The sequence below is a fragment of the Pseudoalteromonas sp. MB41 genome, assembly GCF_020966275.1.
Taxonomy (GTDB): Bacteria; Pseudomonadota; Gammaproteobacteria; order Enterobacterales; family Alteromonadaceae; genus Pseudoalteromonas; species Pseudoalteromonas lipolytica.
Genome location: NZ_JAJJZF010000007.1, coordinates 111,598 through 136,784 on the forward strand (window position 1 = coordinate 111,598; position 25,187 = coordinate 136,784).

Annotated in this window: 22 protein-coding genes; 4 read left to right on the plus strand and 18 right to left on the minus strand. The window is 43.3% G+C overall.

Features of this window, described 5'->3' with window-relative positions; all coding sequences use genetic code 11:
* Positions 1–52 precede the first annotated feature (52 nt).
* Positions 53–349: a DUF3630 family protein gene (locus LPA49_RS09615; protein ID WP_036973075.1), complete on the minus strand. Its 297-nt coding sequence runs from the start codon at positions 347–349 to the stop codon at positions 53–55.
* A gap of 7 nt (positions 350–356) precedes the next feature.
* Positions 357–2,180, minus strand: a complete 1,824-nt coding sequence (recQ, locus tag LPA49_RS09620; protein WP_036973074.1) for a DNA helicase RecQ — start codon at positions 2,178–2,180, stop codon at positions 357–359.
* A gap of 389 nt (positions 2,181–2,569) precedes the next feature.
* Between recQ and rarD the strand changes: the two genes are divergently transcribed.
* Positions 2,570–3,493, plus strand: a complete 924-nt coding sequence (gene rarD, locus LPA49_RS09625; protein WP_036973073.1) for an EamA family transporter RarD — start codon at positions 2,570–2,572, stop codon at positions 3,491–3,493.
* Positions 3,494–3,495: 2 nt separating this feature from the next.
* Here the strand turns inward: rarD and LPA49_RS09630 are convergent, their stop codons facing one another.
* Both LPA49_RS09630 and LPA49_RS09635 read right to left on the minus strand, forming a co-directional pair.
* On the minus strand, positions 3,496–4,731 hold the full coding sequence (locus LPA49_RS09630; protein ID WP_036973072.1) for a diguanylate cyclase: 1,236 nt from the start codon (positions 4,729–4,731) through the stop codon (positions 3,496–3,498).
* Between the two features lie 79 nt (positions 4,732–4,810).
* Positions 4,811–5,185 (minus strand): DUF413 domain-containing protein, encoded by a 375-nt coding sequence (locus LPA49_RS09635; protein WP_036973071.1) that lies wholly within the window; start codon positions 5,183–5,185, stop codon positions 4,811–4,813.
* Positions 5,186–5,275: 90 nt separating this feature from the next.
* Here LPA49_RS09635 and LPA49_RS09640 point away from each other — a divergent pair, with 90 nt between their 5' ends.
* Positions 5,276–6,130 (plus strand): LysR family transcriptional regulator, encoded by an 855-nt coding sequence (locus tag LPA49_RS09640; RefSeq protein WP_036973070.1) that lies wholly within the window; start codon positions 5,276–5,278, stop codon positions 6,128–6,130.
* A gap of 196 nt (positions 6,131–6,326) precedes the next feature.
* Complete coding sequence (locus LPA49_RS09645) at positions 6,327–7,259, plus strand: porin (protein WP_036973069.1); 933 nt, start codon at positions 6,327–6,329, stop codon at positions 7,257–7,259.
* Between the two features lie 54 nt (positions 7,260–7,313).
* Here LPA49_RS09645 and recG read toward each other — a convergent pair whose 3' ends face one another.
* The 3 genes from recG to asnC are packed head-to-tail and all read right to left on the minus strand — an operon-like array spanning position 7,314 to position 10,663.
* Positions 7,314–9,395, minus strand: a complete 2,082-nt coding sequence (gene recG / locus LPA49_RS09650) for an ATP-dependent DNA helicase RecG (protein WP_118844645.1) — start codon at positions 9,393–9,395, stop codon at positions 7,314–7,316.
* A 38-nt stretch (positions 9,396–9,433) separates the two neighbouring features.
* Positions 9,434–10,150, minus strand: a complete 717-nt coding sequence (trmH, locus tag LPA49_RS09655) for a tRNA (guanosine(18)-2'-O)-methyltransferase TrmH (protein ID WP_065978344.1) — start codon at positions 10,148–10,150, stop codon at positions 9,434–9,436.
* Between the two features lie 54 nt (positions 10,151–10,204).
* Positions 10,205–10,663 carry a transcriptional regulator AsnC gene (gene asnC, locus LPA49_RS09660; RefSeq protein WP_036973064.1) on the minus strand — a complete coding sequence of 153 codons (459 nt, stop codon included), beginning with the start codon at positions 10,661–10,663 and terminating at the stop codon, positions 10,205–10,207.
* 187 nt (positions 10,664–10,850) lie between these two features.
* Between asnC and asnA the strand changes: the two genes are divergently transcribed.
* Positions 10,851–11,846 carry an aspartate--ammonia ligase gene (gene asnA, locus LPA49_RS09665; RefSeq protein ID WP_036973062.1) on the plus strand — a complete coding sequence of 332 codons (996 nt, stop codon included), beginning with the start codon at positions 10,851–10,853 and terminating at the stop codon, positions 11,844–11,846.
* Positions 11,847–11,894: 48 nt separating this feature from the next.
* Here the strand turns inward: asnA and LPA49_RS09670 are convergent, their stop codons facing one another.
* The 11 genes from LPA49_RS09670 to LPA49_RS09720 form a co-directional block, all read right to left on the minus strand.
* Positions 11,895–13,499 (minus strand): DUF342 domain-containing protein, encoded by a 1,605-nt coding sequence (locus LPA49_RS09670; RefSeq protein ID WP_036973061.1) that lies wholly within the window; start codon positions 13,497–13,499, stop codon positions 11,895–11,897.
* 157 nt (positions 13,500–13,656) lie between these two features.
* Complete coding sequence (locus tag LPA49_RS09675) at positions 13,657–14,049, minus strand: RidA family protein (RefSeq protein ID WP_036973059.1); 393 nt, start codon at positions 14,047–14,049, stop codon at positions 13,657–13,659.
* An 11-nt stretch (positions 14,050–14,060) separates the two neighbouring features.
* Positions 14,061–16,166, minus strand: coding sequence for a bifunctional GTP diphosphokinase/guanosine-3',5'-bis pyrophosphate 3'-pyrophosphohydrolase (spoT, locus tag LPA49_RS09680; protein WP_036973057.1), 2,106 nt, complete (start codon positions 16,164–16,166; stop codon positions 14,061–14,063).
* A gap of 130 nt (positions 16,167–16,296) precedes the next feature.
* Positions 16,297–16,572, minus strand: a complete 276-nt coding sequence (rpoZ, locus tag LPA49_RS09685) for a DNA-directed RNA polymerase subunit omega (RefSeq protein ID WP_036973056.1) — start codon at positions 16,570–16,572, stop codon at positions 16,297–16,299.
* 110 nt (positions 16,573–16,682) lie between these two features.
* Positions 16,683–17,303: a guanylate kinase gene (gmk, locus tag LPA49_RS09690; RefSeq protein ID WP_180311123.1), complete on the minus strand. Its 621-nt coding sequence runs from the start codon at positions 17,301–17,303 to the stop codon at positions 16,683–16,685.
* A 112-nt stretch (positions 17,304–17,415) separates the two neighbouring features.
* The gene (locus LPA49_RS09695; RefSeq protein WP_155950865.1) at positions 17,416–17,556 is read right to left on the minus strand and encodes a hypothetical protein; all 141 of its coding nucleotides are present in this window, start codon (positions 17,554–17,556) and stop codon (positions 17,416–17,418) included.
* 15 nt (positions 17,557–17,571) lie between these two features.
* Positions 17,572–18,348, minus strand: a complete 777-nt coding sequence (locus LPA49_RS09700) for a peptidylprolyl isomerase (protein WP_036973054.1) — start codon at positions 18,346–18,348, stop codon at positions 17,572–17,574.
* Positions 18,349–18,393: 45 nt separating this feature from the next.
* On the minus strand, positions 18,394–19,077 hold the full coding sequence (gene narI, locus LPA49_RS09705) for a respiratory nitrate reductase subunit gamma (RefSeq protein WP_036973053.1): 684 nt from the start codon (positions 19,075–19,077) through the stop codon (positions 18,394–18,396).
* Positions 19,078–19,087: 10 nt separating this feature from the next.
* Positions 19,088–19,801, minus strand: a complete 714-nt coding sequence (gene narJ / locus LPA49_RS09710; protein WP_036973052.1) for a nitrate reductase molybdenum cofactor assembly chaperone — start codon at positions 19,799–19,801, stop codon at positions 19,088–19,090.
* 3 nt (positions 19,802–19,804) lie between these two features.
* The gene (gene narH / locus LPA49_RS09715; RefSeq protein WP_036973051.1) at positions 19,805–21,340 is read right to left on the minus strand and encodes a nitrate reductase subunit beta; all 1,536 of its coding nucleotides are present in this window, start codon (positions 21,338–21,340) and stop codon (positions 19,805–19,807) included.
* A gap of 14 nt (positions 21,341–21,354) precedes the next feature.
* The gene (locus LPA49_RS09720) at positions 21,355–25,080 is read right to left on the minus strand and encodes a nitrate reductase subunit alpha (protein ID WP_075593987.1); all 3,726 of its coding nucleotides are present in this window, start codon (positions 25,078–25,080) and stop codon (positions 21,355–21,357) included.
* Positions 25,081–25,187: the final 107 nt, after the last annotated feature.

A 25,187-nucleotide genomic window follows, 5' to 3' on the forward strand; every position in this document is an offset into this window, starting at 1 on the left:
TTTATTTGCTATGCAACTACTACATACTAAGCGTGAGAAAAAGTCTAGCTTATTATTGTAACTGCATGACTAAATACTGATGAAGTTTTGGCAAAACACTCGCTGCTTCAACGCCTTCAGCGTTTATCCAAACACTTTCGCTATAATGTTCAAAGTTTAGATTAAAACTATGATCTGTAAAGTGAAACCTTAACTGATGACGATCGGCACCGGCATCAAAGTCTGCAATTTTAATTGCGGGGGCGTGCAAAAAGAGGGTAGCCCACAGTTCAAAATCTTCATCGTTAGGCAGGTCGCGTGAGTTAATGACAATTATTTCATACTCGGCGTCATAAATAAGGTTAGTCATTGTAATCCTAGTGGGCGGCGAGGTAGTCGCGAATGGTGTTTAAAAAAGGAGAACCGTACTTGTTTAGCTTCGTAAACCCCACGCCTGATACTTTTAAAAATTCGCTATCATTGGTCGGCATGAGCTGTGCCATTTCAGCCAACGTTTTATCATTGAAAACGACATACGGAGGAACGTCATCCGCATCAGCCAACTCCTTACGCAGAGCTCGTAATCTAGCAAACAGCTTTTTGTCGTAATTAAATTGCGCGAGTTTATCTTGATAAACGTGTTTGGCTTGTAAGCGTGGCTCGGCTAATTGCAGGGCGTATTCACTTTTAAGTACTGCACGAGCTGCTTCGGTTAAGCGCAGTGAAGAGCCCTGAGTTATATCTTGGCTTAATAAGCCTTGGTGAATAAGCTGCCTTAAAATGCTTAGCCAAAACTCCACACTGTGATCTTTGCCTATACCGTAAGTGCTCAGCTGGTGGTGATTATTATCGCGGATACGGCTGGTATTTGCCCCGCGCAGCAATTCAACAATATAACCAATACCAAAACGCTGCTCTGCACGATATACGCACGAGAGTGCTTGTTGCGCGACCAACGTGCCGTCAAAGCTTGTCGGTGGATTTAAGCAAATATCGCAGTTGCCACAGGTTTCACGTTTGTACTCGCTAAAATAGTTGAGCAGGATTTGTCTGCGACATGTTTGGGCTTCAGCAAAGCTGGCCATCGCATTAAAGCGTTGCTCTTCTACTCGGCGGCGTTGCTCATCTTCGATATCTTCAAAAAAGCGACGAACGCGTCCTATGTCGGCCGGATCAAAATACATTATCGCTTCAGCGGCTAAGCCATCACGACCAGCACGGCCTGTTTCTTGGTAGTAAGCTTCAACACTTTTAGGAATATCGTAATGCACAACAAAGCGTACATTAGGTTTATTAATTCCCATACCAAAGGCAACCGTTGCTACTACAATTTGAATATCGTCACGGGCAAAACCTGACTGCACAAATTGTCGTTGTTCGTTACTCATCCCCGCATGATAAGCCGCGGCATTAAAGCCTGCATCAGCGAGTTTTTCGGCAACATCATCAACACGTTTACGGCTGGTGCAGTAAATTATTCCACTTTGGTTTTGCTGCTCTTTTAAATAACGCAGCAGCTGCACCATGGGTTTGAATTTTTCTTCGATGGTGTAACGAATATTGGGCCTATCAAAGCTGCCTGTGTGTACGTAAGGCTGATTAAGCTGTAGCTGCTCAATAATATCGTAACGTGTCGCTTTATCGGCTGTGGCAGTTAATGCCATCATCGGAACATGCATAAAGCGCTGTTTTAGCTCATTAAGCCGACAATAGTGAGGCCTAAAATCATGTCCCCAATGCGAGACACAGTGCGCTTCATCAATAGCAAACAGAGCAAGTTTTAGGTGACTAAGGCGCTCTAAAAATTCGTGCTGTAAGACTTTTTCAGGTGCGACGTACAACAGCTTTATTTGCCCGTAATGCAGTTGCTGGTACACCGCTTGCTGCTCTTCGAATGGCAGACTGTTGTTAATATAAGCGGCCTGAACGCCCAGTGCTTTGAGTTGTGCAACTTGGTCTTGCATTAATGAAATAAGCGGCGAAATGACGACAGTGACACCATCAAGGATCAAGGCGGGTACTTGATAGCAAAGTGATTTTCCCCCACCTGTTGGTAACAAGACGAGCGAGTCTTGTCCGTCAAGCGCTGCGGCTATAATCGCTTCTTGACCATCACGAAAATCCTTGTAACCAAACACTTGTTTGAGTACGGCTTGTGGTGATCGAACGGGGGTGTTAGTCATTGCGGTATTGGTATTCATCGCCGAGCATTTTAGTGTTTTTTTTGGATGATGTCTGTAGCAATATACCTAAACGACCTCAATATGCAGAATTCAGCGTTTCACAGGTGCTTAATATCAAGGCGTTACTTTGCAACAATGGCAGTCCCTTTTAAGAAGTAACAACGATGAAAGTAAGTGCCTGTAGAGCGCCCAAAGGGTTGGTTTAAAAGCGATTTATACTGCGTTATTGATTTTAACAATAGAACCACTATTACTTGCAATCAATGTCTTGCCTAAATCGCTTTTAATTCTAACTAGAACTCGCATCTTGAGGTGGTTTGGGTATACATGGGTTTATTTGCCGCGTTTTAGTTGCGCCAGTAAATAGGCGGCGTAAAATAGTGTTTTTAATCTATAAAGCCTGACTTATGCCTACCAATCTTGAACAGCGAAAAGGGGTTATTTTCGCATGTTTAGCGTTTTTTATGTGGGGCTTAGCACCCATTTATTTTAAACTTTTACAGAATATATCTGCCTTTGAAATCTTGATGCACCGTGTTATTTGGTCGGTGTTATTTTTGTTGATCATTATTGCTGCACGCCATCAATGGCAGCGCATTCGCGTTGTATTAGGTCAGCCTAAGTTGCTCCTAATGCTGGTGGTAACGGCCAGTTTGCTTGGCTTTAACTGGGGCTTGTTTATTTGGGCGGTAAACAATAACCACATGCTCGATGCGAGTTTGGGTTATTACATAAACCCACTTTTAAATGTGTTGTTAGGTATGCTGTTTTTAGGTGAGCGACTGCGTAAATGGCAAGGCGTAGCCGTTGGCCTTGCATTATGCGGTGTATTATTACAATTGCTCAGCTTTGGCTCTTTTCCAATCGTGGCTTTTTCTTTGGCAGGCTCGTTCGCTATCTATGGCTTACTGCGTAAAAAGCTGCCTATCGAATCGCTGCCAGGGTTATTACTTGAAGCGTTAATTTTACTGCCTGTTGCTCTGGTTTACTGGTGGTTAATGGTGCCCACAGCCAGTTCTGATTTTACTGCCAATGATTGGCATATCAATCTGTTACTTATTAGTGCAGGTGTGGTGACCACGTTGCCTTTGCTGTGTTTTACAGGCGCTGCTAAACGTTTGCAGTACAGTACATTGGGCTTTTTTCAGTATATTGGTCCAAGTTTAATGTTTGTGCTTGCAGTGGCATTTTATGGCGAAGTATTTGATGCTGAAAGGGTGATAACGTTTGCGTGTATATGGAGCGCGCTGGCTTTGTTCAGTTGGGATTCGTACCGTCAAAGCCGTAAGCAGCGTAAAGCATCATTAAAAGCAGTGACTAAACCTATTTAATATCAGCTCACTAACTTGTTACGGCCAGTCTCTTTGGCTTGATAGAGTTTTAAATCGGCCTGTTTTATCAGTTCATCAATGCTGTAAACAGGCCCATTATGAAATCCGATAGATAGCGTAAATGTAATGTTGTCACGACTAAATTCCGCGCTGTGTTTTTCGATGAAATGGCGAAATTTTTCTAATCGTTGCTGTGCTTGTTGCGGATCATTATCAGCAAAAAAGACAGCAAACTCTTCTCCGCCTAAGCGTCCGACTAAATTATCTTTAAAGTACTTAAGTAGGCACCGTGACAGGCATTTGAGTACATCATCACCTGAGTCATGACCGTACTTGTCGTTAATTGATTTAAAGTAATCGATATCAATCATGCCGAGTGAGACCGATTTTTTTGCCGCGTGTGCCGCTTTTAAATGCTGACTCGCCTCGCCAAAGAAATAGCGGCGGTTAGGCAATGATGTTAGGTAGTCGGTATTCGCTTGTAAGCGAATCGTTTTAATATTTTCTAACATGTCGACGTTTTGGCTTAAGCGACAATAAAACTCTTCGTTATTAAAGGGCTTACTTAAATAATCGTCAGCGCCAGACTTTAAAAAACGCGTTGATAAATGCAAGGTATCTTGTGCTGAAATACCAATTATGGCTTTTTCGTCATTGTTATACAGACGACGAATTTCGACACAGAGCTGATCGCCATTCATATTAGGCATTTCGTTATCAGTAATGATCACAGAGATTGAGGGGTTTTCTGCTAAGACTCGCAGTGCATCTACGCCATCTACCGCTTCAATAACTTGGTACTTATGTCGTGCGAGTAGATTACAAATGTGACGGCGAGTTGCGGGGGAGTCATCAACCACTAAAACCAATATTTGTTCATTACGCGGTAGGCGAGTCAGTTGTTTTTCTAAGTATTGATAGGCTTGTTTATTTTCTTTGGTGATGTAATCAATGATAGGATGCTTTTCGACCGTGTTTCGGGTTTTTTCGTCTAAATTGCCGGTCATAACGATGGTAGGAATGTCGGCATCGACGCTGCAGGGGATGGCTTCACCGTTGGGTGCATCTGGAAGGATAAAATCAACAACGGCGCAAAAATAGTTATTTTCAGCAATAAGTTGTTTAGCTTCAGCTAACGATGTTGCAATGTCTGCTTCAAACCCTACTTTATGCGCGATATGCTTTTGCACTCGCGCAATAGTAGGTGCATCTTCAATGATTAATATTTTTCTGGTCACGTTTTACCTTGTAATAACTTTATCGCGTAGCGTAAGTTATTACATGTTGTAACTCTAAAAAGTTAAAAAAGCAACTTGCTTACAAACTATCCGACTCAGAATAATAATCAACGCTTTGTGGTGTCGGGCTCGCGATACGAGAACGACCGAACAAAGTATGAAACTTAGTTTTGCAGGTAGTTTGTTTTAGGTATTTTATCCAAGCGCGCTCAATTGGGTTGGTTGCTTCTAGGTTACCTGTGACTACTTGCACAAATTGAGTTTGAAATTCATTTTGTGGTTCTAGGGTTTTGTTGTATAAACCCTTTAGTACAACACCATGCTGTTCGAGAATGTCGGCTTCTAGCAAAGTGAAGTGACCACTACGACCAAAACCGCGTGGGAAGTTTTGATCATCATAAAATTGACGTTGGCTTACGAATGCCTGACGAAGTGATGAAATGTCATTGCTCATGGCTGTATCCTCATACCCTATTTTCTTGCAGGAGTATGGATCAAGTTGTCGATTTTATTAAACAAGTTATTTTTATCGTAAGGGTAAAAAATGGATATCGATTTATTAAAGACCTTTGTTGAAGTGGTGCGCACACGTCACTTTGGTAAGGCAGCTGAAAACCTGTACATTACCCAGTCTGCTGTGAGTTTTCGGATCCGTCAATTAGAGCAAGGTTTAGGCGTTAATTTATTTATTCGTCAGCGTAATAATATACAGCTAACAGCGCCGGGTGAACGACTCTTACCTCACGCACAAATGATTATCACCGGCATGCAAAGGGCTAAAGTCGATGTGGCACTTGCTGATAATATGCATAAGCAAATTAGTTTAGCAGGCACTCCGAATATTTGGGATGCTTTTTTACAGTTTGGGATCACGAATATTGTCTCGGCAATGCCGGGAGTTTCATTGGTTGCTGAAGTGAAGGCGCAGCAAGAGAGCACGCGTTTATTACTTGAGCGCACACTCGATTTAGCCGTGCTGTTCGATCCCCCTAAAGTAGATGAGTTAATTGTTGAGCGTATTTGTGAATTGCCGATCATTCCGGTGAGTGCATACGAAACAGCAAACAGTGAGAACTTTTTTGATAACCAGTATGTGTATGTAGACTGGGGCACCTCGTTTTCGTTATGGCATGCTCGTGAGTTTAATGGTCACGCTCCTCCTTATTTTAGAACCAGCACAGGGCGTATTGCCTTAGACTTAATTTTGAAGTGTGGCGGTAGTGCCTTTATTCCTCAGTTATTAGTCGAGGAGCAGCTTAAAGCGGGTGAGCTATATCATGTTGAAGATGTGGCGCATACCTCGCGAGATGTGTTTGTTGCCTACCACAGAGATAATGAACAAACGCCACTATTAGAGAAATTGGTGACTTTATTGACTGAATTAAAAATTAAAGCTTAAAAAATTTTAAACGATGCTTTAAATAAAATTTTATTTTGCAGTAGTAAGTTACGTTTTTATTTCAGAAATAATTACATTTCATGAAGGTAAATTTACGATTTTATTTCAATTGTCATTTTTCTGTCATTTTTCGCTGGCAAACTGCCCGCATTGAAACACGAGCACGTGTTTTTGTTGCGATTATTGAGGAAACGACATGAAATTTGCAAAGTCTAGCTTATTCTTAGCTTTATTTGGTGGTTTATCTTTTTCAGCATTAGCGGATGTTGATGTGTATGGTAAAGCAAACGTGACTGTTCAATCATCTGACGATGGTGAAGGGTCTTTCACTGAAATCAAAAGCAATAACTCACGTTTTGGCCTGAAAGGCTCTGAAAAAATAACTGAAGGCTTAGAAGCTGTTTATAAACTAGAGTTTGGTGTTGACGTATCTGACGCTGATTCAAAAGGCGACAATGATGACAACATCACTGCACGTAACCAATACGTAGGTGTTAAAGGTGGCTTTGGTCAGGTTGTGATTGGTCGTAACGATACAGCAATGAAGCTATCTCAAGGCAAAATTGATTTATTCAATGACCTTGAAGGCGATATTAAAAATGTATTTAAAGGTGAAAACCGTTTAGGTAATACGATTTCTTACGCATCTAACGATTTCAGTGGCTTTAAAGTGCTTGCAACCTATATTGCAGAAGATGATGTTGATGCAGATAACGGTTATTCACTTGCAGTTACTTACGGTGACGCTCAATTAAAAGACAGCAAACTGTATGCCTCTGTTGCAGCAGATAGTGAAGTGAAAGGCTACGATATTGTACGTGCAACCGTACAAGGTAAAGTCGGCGACTTTAAACTAGGTGCTATGTACCAAACACAAGAGAAAGTGGATGGCAGCGCAGAAGCGGATGGTTACTTGGTGAATGCGGCGTATAAAATGAATAGCAACACGTTCAAAGTTCAATACCAAGTGATTGATTTTGATGAAGGCGATAAGAAAACGGCTATCTCTGCTGGTGTTGATCACACGCTTAGCAAAAACACCAAAGTATTTGGTTTCTACTCAACATTTGATATGGACAATCAAGTGGATCAAGATTACCTAGGCGTTGGTATTGAATACAAATTCTAACCGTTCACACGGATAACTCCCTTATTTTAAGCCCTGCATTGATGCGGGGCTTTTTTATGCGAGCGCGTAATCTGATTTGCCTGCTAACCAACGTGTAATTAGCTTGTTTGATTGCTCTGGGTAATCGGTTAACATTTTAAAGGCAATAGGTCTGACATGGGCCAGCGTTTGTTTGTCGCGATTAAGATCGGCGATTTTAAATTCGGCTAAACCGGTTTGCTTGGTGCCGAGCACTTCACCTGGACCACGGATTTCAAGATCTCTTTCGGCAATAACAAAGCCGTCATTACTTTCGCGTAATACACCTAAGCGTTTTTGTGCTGTTGCAGATAAAGGCGCGTGATAAAGAAGTACACAGTGCGATGCTATCGCTCCTCGACCAACACGGCCTCTTAATTGATGTAATTGCGCAAGTCCTAAGCGTTCGGGGTTTTCAATGATAATCAGGCTGGCATTCGGCACATCAACACCTACTTCAATCACCGTTGTCGCGACTAATACATGAATATTACCCGCTTTAAACTCACTCATAATCGCTTGCTTTTCAGCGGCTTTCATTCGGCCATGTACTAAGCCGACATTTAGCTCGGGCAGGGCTTCTTTTAATTGTGCTGCGCTGTCCTCTGCTGCTTGGCACTGCAATACCTCAGACTCGTCAATAAGCGTACAAACCCAATACACTTGACGGCCTTGTGCTGTGCAGGCTGTTCTGACTCGTTGAATGATTTCATCACGGCGAGTATCTGGAATGGCAACGGTTGTGATAGGTGTTCGACCTGGCGGTAATTCATCAATCACAGAGGTTTCTAAGTCTGCATACGCGGTCATAGCCAACGTGCGTGGGATAGGTGTGGCTGTCATAACCAGTTGGTGGGGATAACAGTCGCCAAAACGCCCTTTTTCACGCAGTGATAATCGTTGGTGCACACCAAAGCGATGTTGCTCATCAATAATGATTAAGACAAGGTTATTAAATTCGACCTGCTCTTGGAACAGCGCATGAGTGCCAACAATCATTTGCGCCTCACCCGAGGCTATTTTTTCAAGTGTGGCGGTGCGCTCTTTTCCTTTACTTTTGCCTCCAAGCCATGCGACTTCAATGCCCAAGTTGTTAAACCATTGGCTAAAGTTGATACCATGCTGCTCAGAAAGAATTTCGGTCGGAGCCATTAAGGCAACTTGGTAGCCTTCGCTAATTGCTGTTAGCGCACTGAGTGCGGCAACAAGGGTTTTTCCTGAGCCTACATCACCTTGAACAAGGCGCATCATTGGGAAAGGGTGTTGAAGATCGCCCTTGATCTCAGCCACAACTCGGCTTTGTGCCGTGGTAGGACTAAATGCCAGTGTCGACAAAAACTCTGTCTCTAGCGGGTTATGAGGCTTTAATGCAATAGCTTTTACACTTTGGCCTTTTTGGCGTAGCTTCAACAAGCTTAAATTTTGTGCGAGCAGCTCTTCAAATACTAATCGTTGCTGAGCAGGGTGAAAGCCTTGCTCAAGCGCCGTTAAATCGACATCGTTTTGCGGGCGATGCAAGGTCAATAGTGCATCACTTAAGCGCATGCCTGTGGGTTGAAATTGTTCTGGCAGTAATTCTTCAACGGGATATTTAGCAAGTAAAGCTAAGGCTTGGTCGCTTAAAGCGCGGATAGACAGCTGCTTAAGGCCTTCAGTAACAGGGTAAACGGGTGTTAGGGTGGTGTTCGTCGGTTGTTCTGATGGCGTGTCTGACAAACTGTATTCAGGGTGGGTCATTTCAAACCCAACCCGACCACGGCGTATTTCACCAAAACAGCGAATAATTTTACCAGCGCTGAGCGCATTTTTTTGTGCCGCACTAAAATTAAAAAAACGCAGCGTTAAACGACCGGTGCCATCGTTAACTTGGCAAACCAGCATGCGTCTTTTGCCAAATGTAATTTGGCTGGTTTCAATTGTGGCCTCGACACTCACATGGCTGTGTGGCTGTAATTCACAAATGGGGTGAATGCGAGTACGGTCTTCATAGCGGTGCGGTAAATGAAACAGCATATCTTGCACTGTATGAATCCCAAGCTTAGCAAGGCGCTCGGCCATTTTGGGGCCAACGCCTTTTAATTCAGTTATCGGGTATAACGCTAAGCTACAATGACTCAATGGAGACTCAAATTATTAATTAGTAAACTTTTTTCAGTTTACTGTGAGTCGTTAGCGGCTTCAAGCGATTGCGTATGTTTTAAAATCTGCCAAAAGTCATCATCAGCGACTATTTCTCCACTTTCATCAAGCGCGGGGTAAGGCAGTTCTTTTTCGCGGCATTGCTTTGCAATAATAGGGTGGCATCCCTCAAATAAAATACGGTGTTTTATGCTGTCATCTAACATATTACGTTCATACAGGCCGGCTTCTTCGCGTTGGCGCTGTGCTTCAAACAAAATTAATGCGGCTGCAACGGATACATTGAGCGATTGCACCATCCCTTGCATTGGAATAATGATGTGTTTATCAGCATGCTCAAGTGCGCGAGGCGAAATTCCATCACGCTCTTGGCCTACAATCACAGCCGTTGGTTTGGTGTAATCAATTTCGCGAAAGTCGACCGCATCGTCACTGAGGTTAGTTGCTAAAATTTGCACTTCTGGATTATGGGCTCGCATCATCGCTACGGCGTCGTCTATGGTGCGATGCAAGTGCGTTTCTAACCAATTTTTGCTGCCACCCGAGGTGTTATTGGTTAGCCATTTTTGATTGTCAGGCCACACTGCGTGCACATGATGACAGCCTGTTGCGTCAGCAGTACGGGCAATGGCTGATAAATTATGATGCTTGTGTACTTCTTCTAAACAAACCGTTAGGTCCGTTTGGCGGCGTTCTAACACCTGTTTTACACGCTCAAAGCGAGTTGTATCCATAGTTGTGTGCTCGTTGACGGATTCTAATTGGCGCTGATTATACCCAGTATAAGGCTAGGGCACTACCGCTCTACTTATTGGGTTTTGTAACGAAATAAGCGTTTCAGTTGATTGAATGGCCTCTATGGCTTGAATTTTATTGATCAACACATCCTGTAAGTGGTCAATAGAGCGCGCCATTACTTTGATAAATATACTGTAGTTACCCGTGGTGTAGTAGGCCTCAACCACTTCTTCGAGCTCTTTTAGGTGCAGTAAGGTGTCTGGGTAATCACGGGCATTATTGAGATTAATACCAATAAAACAGCAGACATCGTAACCGAGTTGCTTTGCATTAATACTCACTTGGGTGCCTGTGATTATACCGGCTTGTTTCATTTTTTCGACGCGAACATGAATAGTGCCGGCACTGACGGCAAAGCGTTTGGCTAATTCTGCGTATGGGGTGCGTGCATTTTCCATTAATGCGTTGAGGATGTTTTTATCGAGATTATCGATTTGATAATTTTCCATGAATTAACCGAGTTGTAATTATTGATTATCTAAAATTTATAGCATTATTTTTACGATAATTGCAATGTTAAGTTCTTTTTGTTGCGGGTTATTGAAAATAATCTTCATTTGGTTGAGGATTGTTTTAACGAAGAGATTTTAGTTCTCTATAAGCAAGTAACAATAACTGGGAATGAGGCCAATTATTATGAGTTCACACTACCTGCAGCAACAGCAGCAAATTAGTAAAGTAAAACAGTTTTTTTCGAGTCAATTAGAGCAACAACTTGGCTTAGTTGAGGTGCAAGCCCCTATCTTGGCAAAAGTAGGTGATGGCATTCAAGATAACTTGAGTGGAACTGAAAATGCTGTATCGGTGGCGGTGAAAACGATTCCTGGTAGCCAGTTTGAAGTGGTGCATTCACTCGCTAAATGGAAGCGTAAAACGCTTGCCGAGTATGATTTCTCTGTCGGTGAAGGGCTTTATACTCACATGAAAGCATTACGCCCAGACGAAGAGTCATTAAGCCCGATTCATTCAGTGTATGTTGACCAATGGGACTGGGAAAAAGTGATTTGCGAAAGCACTGAACGTACTTTAGATAAACTTAAAGAAACAGTAACGTTACTTTATCAAGCGATAAAAGCGACTGAACGTTATGTTGCAAGTGAGTTTGATATCCCCCCATTTTTACCTGAAAAAATTACTTTTGTTCACAGTGAACAATTACGCCAAATGTACCCTGATTTCACTGCGAAACAGCGTGAAAAAGCGATTGCGCAGGAATACGGCGCGGTATTTTTAATTGGTATTGGGGGAGCGCTTGCAGATGGTAAAATTCATGATGTGCGTGCGCCAGATTACGACGATTGGTCGACGCAAACCTGCAGCAAGTTTGCTGGTTTAAATGGCGATATTCTAGTGTGGAACCCAGTACTTGAAGATGCGTTTGAAATTTCGTCGATGGGAATTCGTGTAAGTCCTGATGCATTGGCTACACAACTGGCGATTACGGGCGACCAAGCGCGTCTTGAATTTGATTGGCATAAAGCGTTATTAGCGAAAAAGTTCCCACAAACGATTGGTGGCGGTATTGGTCAGTCTCGTTTAGCGATGCTGCTATTACAAAAGCACCATATCGGGCAAGTGCAGGTCGGCGTGTGGCCTGAGCAGTTAAAGCAGCAAGTTGAAGGAATTCTTTAGTTTAAAGATTAATGACCCTGGTAAAAAGAGGCTTTAAGCCTCTTTTTTTTAACTTGTTTTAAACTCTACTTCAATTTTGCTTTCTTCGAGTTTGACTTTACAAGGTGGGTATTGGCGGTTAGTGAGTAACACCTTATCGAAAATATGGATCTCAACTCCCGAGTGCAATGTTTTATTAACGACGAGTTGTGCGCCTTCAAGCAGTTCATGTAAATGAAGCTCTAAGTTTGAGAGCTTTTTCTCGAGTTGCTCTGCTTGTTCACAGTAATGCATTTGTGTAGCGCCTATCTTAGCCAATAACAGCTTTTTCTTTTCAGCGTCTTTGACTTGGTCGGCTTTTTCAATGGCTTCTTGCAAGTTATCTAGCTGTGAGTCGGTTTGTGCTAGGTCTTTTAAACACTGATCGGTTTGTGCGGTGACTTGTGCGCCAGAGGCCGCGAGGTTAATAACCATTTTGGCACCTGATTCATTACCAATTTCACCTGCTATCACCATTTGTGCATCTAAAATAGTGCCCCCAAATAACTTACCTTGAGGGTTGTCTTCTTTGCCTAACTGCAGCAACTTAGCGGCTTTCATCACACAATGGCTTGATTGGCGGTCAATGATAATGTTATTCCCTTCAAGGTAGCTGTATTGACCATGAGATAGATGAATGTCGCCTTGGCAAACAATATGACAAGATAAGCTTTTATCATCGAGCTGGTGGCCTATTACACCTTGTTTTATGGTGATATCGCCTGCCGCAGTTAAGTGACCTGACTCAACGGTTCCCATGACGGTAATGTCGCCTTTCGCATTTATGCGCATGCCGGGTTCAACGTTATGGGTTACGATGACACTGCCTTCAAAATCAACATGGCCACTTTTAACGTTAACATCAGCAATCGTAAAAATGTCATCTACACGCATGCCATTGGCAATATCAACAGGCACCCCTGCGATCACTGAAATCAGCTCCAGCGGATTGTTTTTTGAAATCTCAGTGCCTTCACCTGCAACTAAGGCATGGCTCTCACCAGCTTTAGCTGGTAGCACATCACCGGTGACAGTAAACCCTTCTTTACCGGGAGTGGCAGGCACTTGTTTTATAAGCAGTACACCCGGCTCTACGCTGGCTAACTTACCAAAGTCACGCATGTCGGCGGTGCCATCTTCACGTAGTTTGGGCTGTTTTAAACGGTCTTTTAACGTTTCTACTTGCGGCACTAGTTTTGAGGGCTGGCCATCAATGGGCAAGCGGCCTTTTGCTAATACGCCTTTGGTTTTAGTGCCTGCGGGAAGCTCAAACTGTTTTTGTAATAACTGTTCTAAAAATGCTTGTTTATAACCCCGTGCTACGCCGGCTTTAATGAGTTCTTTTTTCGCGTTTTCAAGGGTTAGGGCTTTGCCGCCTTCAGCGATAGTCAACTCACCAGTGGCCAGCATTTTGTCATCACTTAATGATACCTCAAGGCTTGCATCATGCTTTGAAGCTACAACGAGCATACGTTCAGTAGATTTATTTTTAAAAAAGTTATTGATCGCATCATGATCCACTCTGCATTCGCAGAAGGATGACTTTTCTAATGCTTCGATAATAAACGCAGCACTGGGTGGTGAGTGTTCGTGAACATCTAATAAGACGTTTCCATTATGAGCCAGCTTAAACACGTGGGGGATCCTTTTGTACTACAATAGTTAAAGGTTTCTAATTATTATTACTACACAGATTGCTAGAGAATGGTTTGTGAGTCAAGAACTTCGGCTGAGGAAAATAGTAACTTTGTCTAAAAAAGTGCCAGCAAGGGGGTTGCTGGCACTGTGTGTATTAGTTCGTTGAAGGTAATTCCATAATACCGTCAATTTCAACTTGCACGCCTTTAGGTAGTGCACGCACGCCAATTGCAGCGCGAGCTGGATAAGGTTGTTTAAAGTACTGGCTCATCACTTCATTAACAATTGCAAAGTTTGATAGGTCAGTCAGGAAAATATTGACTTTAACCATGTCTTGAATTTGACCACCCGCGGCTTGGCAAACAGCCGTTAGGTTTTTAAATACTTGATGTGTTTGCTCTGTAAAGTCTTCAGAAATAACGTCCATTGTTTCTGGTACAAGAGGAATTTGACCTGATAAGTAAACAGCGGTACCTACTTTAACAGCCTGGCTGTAAGTGCCGATTGCTGCGGGTGCATTGTCAGTAGAAATAAAAGATTTGTTCATGATTATCCTTGTTACTTTTTACGGTAGACTTTTTGTACATCTGGCATCACACGAATGCGACGCATAATATTGGCAACGTGAACACGGTTCTTCACGGTAATGCCTAAGTCTATCATGTATAGATTACTTTCTTTTTCGTCGGTGGCTATCTCGACAATGTTTGCTTGGGTTGAGGCGATGACATTGGTGAGCTTAGCAAGTGCCCCTTGATGATTGATAATTTCAATACGAAGGGCGGCAATGTATTCTTTCTCGGGATTATCGTCCCATTTTACAACCAAGTATTTCGAACGTTCATTCTCCCAGCCGCGAATATTCTTACATTCTTGGCGGTGAACCGTTAAGCCTTTACCTTGGCTGATATGCGCGGTGATGGCATCTCCAGGAACGGGACGGCAGCACTTAGAGTAATTAACGAGCATACCTTCGGTGCCGATAATGGTCGCTTTGGCTTTTCTGGCAAGCGCATTAAGGTCGTCGGCCTCTACTTGCATTAGGCGCTTGGCAATTAAGACGCTCATTAAGTTACCAGAGCCTATTTCGACCAACAGCTCTAATACGGTATTCAGTTCATGTTCTTGAAGCACGCGGCGAATATTTTCATCTGGAATGTCATCCAGTTTTTGCTCACCAAGGGCTGAGTCGAGTAAGCGACGCCCTAGTAACAAGGCTTCTTCGTGCTGTTGGCTTTTAAGGTAGTTACGAATCCCTAAGCGGGCTTTACCTGTTACCACAAAGTTGAGCCACGTGGCGTTAGGGTGTGCGCCTGAACTGGTAATAACTTCGACGGTTTGACCCGTATCAAGCGCTTTACTCAGTGGATGCGGTTTGCGGTTTACACGTGCCCCCACGCAGGTATTACCTACATCGGTATGCACTGCATAGGCAAAGTCAACCGCGGTTGCCCCCATGGGCAGTTCAACAATACGGCCATCTGGCGTGAAAACATAAATCTCTTCAGGGAATAGCTCGGTTTTAACGTTTTCTACGAACTCAAACGATGACCCAGCACTTTGTTGTAGCTCAAGTAAGCTTTGCATCCATTGGCGTGCACGTTGTTGTGCGGTGTGACCTGCGCTATCACCGGCTTTTTTATACATCCAATGAGCGGCAACCCCTTTGTCGGCCATATGATCCATATCGTGGGTACGAATTTGAATTTCGACCGGAATGCCATGTGGGCCCACTAATGATGTATGCAATGATTGATAACCATTGGTTTTTGGCACCGCAATGTAATCTTTAAAGCGCGTTTCAATTGGCTTATACAAGTTGTGCGCAACACCTAAAACGCGATAACAGGTATCCATGTTATCTACATTGATACGAAACGCGTAAATATCCATGACTTCGTTAAAAGAGAGCTCTTTGTTCAGCATTTTTTTATAGATGCTGTAGAGGTGTTTCTCTCGGCCAGAAATCGTGGCGTCGATACCAGCCTCTTCAAGGCGTGCTTCGATTTCACTTTTAATGTTACTGATGACTTCTTTTCGATTACCGCGGGCTTTGATCACTTCAGATTTCAAAGCGCGATGACGCATAGGATAGAGTGCCTGAAAGCCTAAATCTTCCAGCTCATTTTTAATGTCGTGAATACCTAAACGATTTGCAATTGGCGCATAAATTTCGAGTGTTTCGCGGGCAATACGACGACGCTTGTCGGGACGAAGTGCGCCGAGTGTACGCATATTGTGCGTTCTGTCTGCCAGCTTAATTAAGATCACGCGAATGTCTTGTGTCATTGCCATGATCATTTTACGGTAGTTTTCCGCTTGGAATTCTTTTTTGTCTTTAAAGCTCAGCTTATCGAGTTTACTAACGCCTTCAACTAATTCGGCAACTGTGTCGCCAAAAATCTCAGCTAAATCTTGTTGGCTAAAGTCGGTGTCTTCAATCACGTCATGCATTAATGCTGCCATTAAAGTTTCGTGATCGAGATGCATGCCAGCAAGAATTTGTGTCACTTCGACAGGGTGAGTAATGTAGGGCTCGCCACTTGAACGTGTTTGACCCTCGTGGGCTTCACGAGCAACCACGTAAGCTTTTTGCACCAGCTCGATATCGGCGGGAGACAAATATTCGGATATTTTCTTTTTTAGACCTTCAAAAAGATACAAAGTCACACTCCAATGCGCAAATGAAGTAAATCGGTAACGGTATGAATAGAATATACGATGAAAAGAAGGGCTTGCCAACGGCTAGTGCTGAAATACTAGCCGTTTAGCGAAATCAAAGCGGGGAGCTTGATTATTGGTTGCCACCTACGATAGCAGCCACTGCAGCCATTTCTGCTGCTTCTTGGTGTTGTTGTTCTTCACGATCAATTAAGTCCATTGATGAGCTATTTACTAACCCTTTCTCAATTTCACGTAAAGCAATGACTGTCGGCTTGTCATTTTCTGCGTCAACAAGTGGATCTTTTCCACCTACCGCGATTTGGCGGGCACGACGAGCCGCAACTAAAATTAAGTCAAAACGATTACCAATTGCATCTACTGCATCTTCAACAGTTACGCGAGCCATCTTAGCACTCCAAATAAATTCTTAAGCAAAGGCGTAGTTTACTGCACCAAGTCAGATTCGCCAATAGCTAGTGGTTAATTTTTATCTCTATTCGTTAATTAACGCGTGTCTTACTTTAATAAATTTTCTAAAAGCGTTTGATGGCGCTGTGCCTGGCTCTTGAGTGATAAACGTTTTGCCATAACAATTGTTTCGATTTCAGCAAGGGCTGTGTCGAAGTCGTCATTTACTACAACGTAATCATATTCATTGTAATGAGAGGTTTCAGACTGGGCTTTGGCCATTCTTCCTGCAATAACCTCACTCGAATCTTGGCCGCGGTTCGTTAAGCGTGACTCAAGCTCTTCTTTTGAGGGGGGCAAAATAAAAATGGTTTCAACATCTTCGACTAATTTACGAATTTGCTGTGCACCTTGCCAGTCAATATCTAAAAATACATCAATGCCTGCTGCAAGCTGAGTCTCAATTGCTTGCTTTGAAGTGCCGTAGTAATTATCGAACACTTGCGCCCATTCAAAGAAATCATTCTTTTCAATCAGTGCTTTAAATTCCTCAACCGACACAAAATGATAATGCACACCGTTTTCTTCGCCTGGGCGAGGTGAACGAGTTGTGTGTGAAACCGATACTTTCATATCGCTGTGTTTGTTTAGTAATGCACTAATTAAGCTTGATTTACCTGCGCCTGAAGGGGCCGATAAGATAAATAAATTTCCGCGAGTTTGCGCCATGATCTGTCTCTATTGAAAATAAATAGGCTTGTAGGAGCGAATACTCCAACAAGCCTTTACTGTATTCTACAGTGTACTTTATTTGACGCGTTGTGCTCAAGTTTCAGTGAGATTACTCGTCTTCATTGTCAGGGACTGCTTGCCCCTCATCTTTGTGCTTTGCGGTATCCGCCAAAGCTTGCTCACTCGGCGTATTGTCTTGATCGGTTGGTTTTGTATTCTCTTGCCCACCACAGGCTCCACAACAACTCATGTGTTTTCCTTTATTTTATTGTACAAGCGGACTGCTGCTGACATTAAAGTCGAAGCCTTCAATATCGGCGTCAGCAATTAATAGTTGGATATATTGCGCGATGGCTTTGCGCTCTACTTTTTTATTCAGGTAGTCCTCAATACGTGACTCCACGGCTTCAAAAGGCAGTTGCAGCCCAGGCTCTTTATGATCAACATAAACAAGGTGATAACCAAAACGGGTTTCAATAGGGTGAGCAATTAAGCCAACATCAGCACTGAATACTTGACGTTCAAACTCGCTGACGGTTTGCCCTTTTGTTATTTGACCAAGTTGGCCTCCTAACTGAGCCGAATCACATTTTGAATATTGCTGTGCAAGCTCACTAAAAGAAGCGCCTTGCGAGAGTGCGTTAAGCAGGTTTTCGGCTTGGTTCAGCGCATGACTACGCGCTTTTTCATCACTACTCGGTGCTGCAAGTAAAATATGTTTTGCTGCAATAAGCGGAGGTGTGGTGAACTTGGGTTTGTTTTGTTGATAATAATGTTCGCACTCAGTCGCGCTGGCACGGGGCAGTTGCACTTCTGCAGCGATAAGTTTTTCGAGCAATTTATTTTGGCGTTGCTCGTCGGTGTCTGAAGCGTGCGTATCTAGATTGATATTTAGCGCTTGTGCGCGTTGTTGTAACAATTCGCCAATGATCAAACTCTGTGCCGCCTCTACCATCGCAGCGCGATGATCGTCGGCTGGGTGATACTGCATTTCATTAAGAATTTGTGTTTCGCTAATAGTGTGTTGATTAACGTTAATCATATCGACCTCGAGGGGGAATGCCCTGTCGAAACAGGGCATGATAGGTTAAGATTTGCTACGAACCACTTGGTAGTTTCGGCCTAAATATTGTACCGGTACGCTGGCAATATGAACTAAGCGACTAAATGGGAATACCACAAATAACGTCATACCTAGTGCAACATGTAGCTTATAAATCCAATGTACTTGTGCAATTGCTGCGGTTGCTTCGGTTAAATCAAAGGTCACAATGTTTTGTGCCCAGCTCATTAGGAGTAGCATTTCTGCACCATCTAAATGACCTGCTGAGACAAAAATTGACAATAAACCTAAAATTAACTGCACGTATAACAGCAGTAAAATTGCAATATCCATATTACTACTGGTAGCTCTAATGCGCGGTTCATATAAGCGGCGTTTGATTAAAATGGTTAGACCGTAAAAACAAATCAAACCAAACACACCGCCTAACGTCATGGCAATCAGTTGCTTGTGACCCGCTTCAATACCAAACACATGCCATACTTCTGCTGGTGTGAGTAAGCCTACAAAGTGGCCGAGCAATACCATAATGATACCAATATGAAATGCGCGGCTGCCTTGCTTGAGTTTTTTGCTTTCAAGTAGTTGGCTTGAGCCTGTTTTCCATGTGTACTGCTCTCGGTCGTAACGTATTACCGAGCCAATAACAAACACGGCTAAGGCGATATAGGGGTAAATCCCAAAGAAAAAGGTGTTTAAATAACTCATGATGAACTCCTTAACTGGCTTCTTGATTAAAGTCAGTCCAGCTAACTGGAACATATTGATCTTTGCGCTGAGTTTCGTCAGGGCGATTGACTGAACTTGGGCAGTTAGTTGCATCTTGTGCACCAAAAGTAATGGCTTCTTCTTCCCATTCTTTGTCAATTGCTTGTTTCGTATCGTCGCGCTTTTCACCGTTGATTTGCTTGCGTAATACCTCGAGGTCTAGGTCACTCTGTGCAAGCTCTAGCAAGCTTAAAAACAGTAATGAGTAGTTACTCTCTCGTTTTTCGAGTCGGCACAATAGCAGACCAAAAATATGATCAACTTCAACTAACCAAGACTGAGCATTCTCCTCACCTTGGGTTGCTAAGAACTCTAAAAACAGGGGAATGTAGTCAGGTAGTTCATTTTGACTTAACTCTAAACCTGCCTGTTTATATTGCTCTACTAAGTCGACCATAGCTTGACCACGGTCACGGCTTTCACCGTGAACATGTTCAAAAAGCCACAGACCAAGCGCGCGTCCACGTTCAAACAATCCGTCATACTCGGCTTGCCAGTCGAGTATGTCTTTTTCGCATTGTGTGGTGATAAAATCACAGACAGCACGTTGATTTTGCTCTGTTAGTGAACTTTGCTTAAGCGTGCTAATTAGCTCATCTTTCGCTTCTACAAGCTCAGCAGTTGGGTAATCAAGCAAATGAGAAAATACACTTAAAACTTGCATAACTTACTCCTTGATCTCAACGGGGATAATTTGTTTCACGGTGGCTTTTTTGGCACCAAATAAATTTACGCCGTTGTTACCATCACTACAGCCATTACCAAAGCTGAAACCACAGCCATTTTTCATATCGTAGGCATCTTCAGCATACGATTTATGACTGGTGGGTATCACAAAGCGGTCTTCGTAATTGGCAATCGCCATATAACGATACATTTGCTCAACTTGGTCAGCGCTTAGTCCAACTTGCTGAAGTACTTCGAGATCTTCAACGCCATCGACTTGTTGCGAACGTTTGAAAGCGCGCATAGCAATCATGCGTTCAAGTGCTCGTACAACGGGCTTCTCATCACCTGCCGTAAGTAAGTTAGCAAGGTAGCGCATGGGGATACGTAATGACTTCAAGTCAGGAATAACGCCATTCATGCCAACATGACCAGCCTCTGTCGCTGATTGAATCGGCGACAATGGTGGAATATACCAAACCATTGGCAAGGTTCTGTATTCAGGGTGCAGAGGCAGTGCTACTTTCCAGTCCATTGCCATTTTATAGACAGGAGATTGGCGTGCTGACTCTAACCAATTTTCAGGGATCCCTTCTTTGCGTGCTGCTTCAATGACCTCAGGATCGTTCGGATCTAAGAACATGCTAAGCTGTGCTGGGTATAAGTCTTGCTCATTCGGTACACTTGCAACTTCTTCTATGCGGTCTGCATCATAAAGTAAGACGCCTAAGTAACGAATTCGACCTACACAGGTTTCAGCACACACGGTGGGTTGACCTGCTTCGATTCGAGGGAAACAGAAAATACATTTCTCTGATTTACCCGATTTCCAGTTGTAGTAAATTTTCTTATACGGACAACCTGATACACACATCCGCCAGCCACGGCATTTGTCTTGGTCAATTAAGACAATGCCATCTTCTTCACGTTTATAAATCGCACCAGAAGGGCAGCTAGCAACACAGGCTGGGTTGATGCAGTGCTCACACAATCGTGGCAAATACATCATGAAGGTTTTTTCAAATTGCCCGTAAATGTCTTTTTGTACTACGTCGTCAAAGTTTTTATCTTTTTTACGCTCTGAGAATTCAGTCCCGAGAATCTCTTCCCAGTTAGGTCCCCAGTTGATTTTCTCCATACGCTGACCCGTAATTAACGAGCGAGGGCGAGCAACCGGTTGGTGCTTGCTATCAGGTGCGTTATGCAGATGTTGATAATCAAAATCAAACGGCTCGTAGTAATCATCAATTTCGGGCAAATCTGGATTAGCAAAAATATTAGCTAATAAACGGCGTTTATTACCTTGTTTGGGCTCTAATACGCCTTTACTGTTGCGTTTCCAGCCACCATTCCATTTGCTCTGGTTTTCCCATTCTTTCGGATAACCAATACCCGGTTTGGTCTCTACGTTGTTAAACCAAGCGTATTCAACACCTTCTCGGCTAGTCCATACATTCTTACAAGTGATTGAACAGGTATGGCAACCGATGCATTTATCTAAATTTAGGACCATGCCAATTTGTGCACGTACTTTCATAATTTTATCCTCGGTTACTCGTTATCTAGCCAATCAACCTTGTCCATCTTACGGACAATTACAAACTCATCACGATTACAGCCCACAGTACCGTAGTAGTTAAAGCCGTATGATTGCTGTGCATAACCCCCAATCATATGGGTTGGTTTCATGATGGCGCGGGTAACTGAGTTATGAATACCGCCGCGAGTTCCTGATATCTCAGAGCCTGGTGTGTTTACAATGCGCTCTTGTGCGTGGTACATCATGCTCATACCTTGTGGTACACGCTGTGATACGACGGCACGTGCTGCAATGGCACCATTAACATTGAAGATTTCGATCCAATCGTTATCTTTAATACCCCCTTCTGTGGCATCCGTTTCACTGATCCAAACAATCGGACCACCACGGCTTAATGTCAGCATAAGTAGGTTGTCTGAGTAGGTTGAGTGAATCCCCCATTTTTGGTGTGGCGTAATCCAGTTTAAAACTAACTCTTTATTACCATTAGGTTTTTTATCTAATAATGGTTGAGTTGTTTTTAAGTTTACAGGTGGTTTGTACGACACCATGGTTTCACCGAAATCACGCATCCATTGGTGATCTTGGTAAAATTGTTGACGGCCGGTAACGGTACGCCAAGGGATCAGTTCATGCACATTGGTATAGCCTGCGTTGTAAGACACATGCTCATCTTCAAGCCCTGACCATGTTGGTGAGCTGATGATTTTACGTGGTTGTGCTTGAATATCTCTGAAGCGAATTTTTTCATCTTCTTTAGGGGTTGCTAAGTGTGTATGGTCGCGACCCGTGAACTCACCCAATGCTTGCCACGCTTTAACAGCAACATGACCATTGGTTTCAGGAGCAAGACTTAAAATGACTTCAGCTGCATCAATAGCGGTGTCTATTTTTGGACGACCTTTTTGTGGGCCTTCGCTGGTGTGCGTGTAATTCAACTCACCTAAAAACTTCACTTCTTGGTCTGTATTCCAATTAATACCTTTACCCCCATTACCGAGTTTCTCTAGCAGTGGCCCAAGAGAGGTAAAGCGGTTGTAGGTATTAGGGTAGTCACGCTCAACTTCAATCATATTGGGTGCTGTGACACCAGGGATCAGATCGCATTCGCCTTTCCACCACATACTAATGCCGTCTGGCTGGGCTAACTCGCTTGGCGTGTCGTGCATGAGTGGCGATGTTACTAAGTCTTTCTCAACACCTAAGTGACCTTCACATAAGTCAGAGAATTTTTTCGCAATGCCTTTGAAAATATCCCAATCCGAACGTGATTCCCACACTGGATCAACCGCTTTTGAAAGTGGGTGAATGAATGGGTGCATGTCGGATGTATTCATATCATCTTTTTCGTACCAAGTTGCGGTTGGTAACACGATATCGGAATACAAACAGGTCGTTGACATACGGAAATCAAGTGTGACCCATAAATCAACTTTGCCCTCAGGTGCATCATCATGCCATACAACGTCTTCAGGTTTTTTATCTCCGCTTTCGCCAAGATCTTTACCTTGCAAGCCATGCTTAGTACCGAGGAAATGACGCAGCATGTATTCGTGACCTTTACCCGATGAACCCAGTAAATTAGAGCGCCAAATAAACATGTTACGCGGGAAGTTTTTAGGGTTATCAGGGTCTTCACATGCAAAGTCTAAATCACCAGATTTAAGTTGCTGCACTGCATAATCTTTAGCTGATAATCCTGCTTTTTCTGCATCTTTACACAGTTGCAGTGGGTTCATGCCTAGTTGAGGGGCAGAAGGTAACCAGCCCATGCGTTCTGCACGTGTATTGTAGTCAATGATTGAGCCAGTCCAGTTTTCTTTATTTGCTAAAGGAGACAGCACTTCGGTCATTTCAAGTTTTTCATAACGCCATTGATCAGAATGGTTATAGAAGAAAGACGTCCCGTTCATTTGACGCGGCGGACGTTGCCAATCCAAACCAAACGCAAGCGGTAACCAGCCACATTGTGGACGTAACTTTTCTTGGCCTACATAGTGAGCCCAGCCACCACCAGATTGACCCACACAGCCACACATCATCAGCATGTTGATTAAGCCACGGTAGTTCATATCCATGTTGTACCAGTGGTTAAGTCCAGCACCCACGATGACCATGCTGCGGCCACGAGTTTTGTCTGCGTTATCGGCAAACTCACGCGCTACTTGGATTACGTGAGCTGCGTTAACACCGGTGATTTTTTCTTGCCATGCCGGTGTATACGGCACATTGTCTTCATATGATTTTGCAACCGCAGGGTCGTCCAAGCCGTTGTCAACGCCGTAATGCGCAATCATTAAGTCAAATACGGTGGCAACGAGTGCTTCGCTACCATCTTTGAGGGTAATTGTTTTAACAGGGACTTTACGAACTTGAATATCGTCATGTTCAGTATGTTGGAAGTAACCAAGTTCATGTGCTTGGCCACCAAAGTAAGGGAATAATACTGATTCAACTTTATCTGAGTGATCTTTTAAGCTGAGCGCTAACTTGATATCGCTGCCGTTTGTTCCTTCACGTTGCTCAATATTCCACTTGCCTTTTTCACCCCAACGATAGCCAATAGCCCCCGTTGGTGAGACAAGTTCATTGCTTGTTTCATCAAGACCAATGGTTTTCCATTTCGGGTTGTTGTCTTGGCCTAAGTTATCAGCCAAGTCTGCTGCACGTAAGAAGGCACCTTGTGTGTAGCCTTGGTCGGTTTTATCCAACACGACAAGCATAGGCATATCGGTGTAGCGGCGAACGTAGTCGGTAAAATAACTACTTGGTTTTTCAATGTGGAATTCTTTTAGAATTACATGTCCAAAGGCCATTGCCAGAGCAGCATCGGTACCTTGTTTTGGCGATAACCAAATATCTGATAATTTAGAGCACTCAGAGTAGTCAGAAGTAATAACAACCGTTTTGGTGCCTTTGTAGCGTACTTCAGTAAAGAAGTGAGCATCAGGAGTACGTGTTTGTGGAACATTTGAGCCCCAAGCAATGATATAATTTGAGTTATACCAATCAGCTGATTCTGGAACGTCTGTTTGTTCCCCCCAAATTTGTGGCGATGCAGGTGGTAAATCACAATACCAGTCATAGAAGCTTAAGCAGTTACCACCAATCAGTGATAAATAACGCGAACCAGCCGCGTAGCTAACCATACTCATTGCAGGAATAGGTGAGAATCCCATGATACGGTCGGGGCCGTACGTTTTTGCGGTGTAAACATTAGAAGCCGCGATGATCTCGTTCACTTCATCCCATTTAGCACGGATCAAGCCACCTAAACCACGTTTTGATTTGTAGCTTTTCGTTTTAGCAGGGTCAGTAACAATTGATTCCCATGCTTTAACTGGATCACTATGTACTTGCTTAGCTTCGCGCCACAGTTTTAATAATGCTTGACGAACTTTAGGGTATTTTAAGCGGTTGGCACTGTAAATATACCACGAGTAGCTTGCTCCACGAGGACAACCACGAGGTTCATGATTTGGTAAGTCAGGACGTGTACGAGGGTAGTCTGTTTGCTGAGTTTCCCAGGTAACTAGCCCATCTTTTACATAAATTTTCCAACTGCATGAACCTGTACAGTTTACACCATGTGTAGAGCGTACAATTTTGTCATGCTGCCAGCGACGACGATAGCCGTCTTCCCAATCGCGATTTTCATCAGTTGTTACACCGTGACTACCCGCAAAGCTTTGCTTGTTAGTCTTGAAAAAGCGCATTTTATTCAACAAATGGCTCATTTACTTATTCTCCTATCCTGCTCAACTTTAGCGCTCAATCACTAGGCACCTTGAAGCGGCAGAAAGCTACATTGCAAATCAAATATAGTGTTTCACCGCTACAGTAA

Bases quoted from the DNA above. Each gene is read 5' to 3' on its own strand.
- LPA49_RS09635 (WP_036973071.1), bottom strand. From the start codon at position 5,185: ATGAGCAATGACATTTCATCACTTCGTCAGGCATTCGTAAGCCAACGT.
- LPA49_RS09645 (WP_036973069.1), top strand. From the start codon at position 6,327: ATGAAATTTGCAAAGTCTAGCTTATTCTTAGCTTTATTTGGTGGTTTA.
- asnC (WP_036973064.1), bottom strand. From the start codon at position 10,663: ATGGAAAATTATCAAATCGATAATCTCGATAAAAACATCCTCAACGCA.
- LPA49_RS09640 (WP_036973070.1), top strand. From the start codon at position 5,276: ATGGATATCGATTTATTAAAGACCTTTGTTGAAGTGGTGCGCACACGT.
- LPA49_RS09700 (WP_036973054.1), bottom strand. From the start codon at position 18,348: ATGATTAACGTTAATCAACACACTATTAGCGAAACACAAATTCTTAAT.
- trmH (WP_065978344.1), bottom strand. From the start codon at position 10,150: ATGGATACAACTCGCTTTGAGCGTGTAAAACAGGTGTTAGAACGCCGC.
- LPA49_RS09675 (WP_036973059.1), bottom strand. From the start codon at position 14,049: ATGAACAAATCTTTTATTTCTACTGACAATGCACCCGCAGCAATCGGC.
- LPA49_RS09615 (WP_036973075.1), bottom strand. From the start codon at position 349: ATGACTAACCTTATTTATGACGCCGAGTATGAAATAATTGTCATTAAC.
- rarD (WP_036973073.1), top strand. From the start codon at position 2,570: ATGCCTACCAATCTTGAACAGCGAAAAGGGGTTATTTTCGCATGTTTA.
- narJ (WP_036973052.1), bottom strand. From the start codon at position 19,801: ATGCAAGTTTTAAGTGTATTTTCTCATTTGCTTGATTACCCAACTGCT.
- gmk (WP_180311123.1), bottom strand. From the start codon at position 17,303: ATGGCGCAAACTCGCGGAAATTTATTTATCTTATCGGCCCCTTCAGGC.
- narI (WP_036973053.1), bottom strand. From the start codon at position 19,077: ATGAGTTATTTAAACACCTTTTTCTTTGGGATTTACCCCTATATCGCC.
- LPA49_RS09695 (WP_155950865.1), bottom strand. From the start codon at position 17,556: ATGAGTTGTTGTGGAGCCTGTGGTGGGCAAGAGAATACAAAACCAACC.
- narH (WP_036973051.1), bottom strand. From the start codon at position 21,340: ATGAAAGTACGTGCACAAATTGGCATGGTCCTAAATTTAGATAAATGC.
- recQ (WP_036973074.1), bottom strand. From the start codon at position 2,180: ATGAATACCAATACCGCAATGACTAACACCCCCGTTCGATCACCACAA.
- asnA (WP_036973062.1), top strand. From the start codon at position 10,851: ATGAGTTCACACTACCTGCAGCAACAGCAGCAAATTAGTAAAGTAAAA.
- LPA49_RS09720 (WP_075593987.1), bottom strand. From the start codon at position 25,080: ATGAGCCATTTGTTGAATAAAATGCGCTTTTTCAAGACTAACAAGCAA.
- rpoZ (WP_036973056.1), bottom strand. From the start codon at position 16,572: ATGGCTCGCGTAACTGTTGAAGATGCAGTAGATGCAATTGGTAATCGT.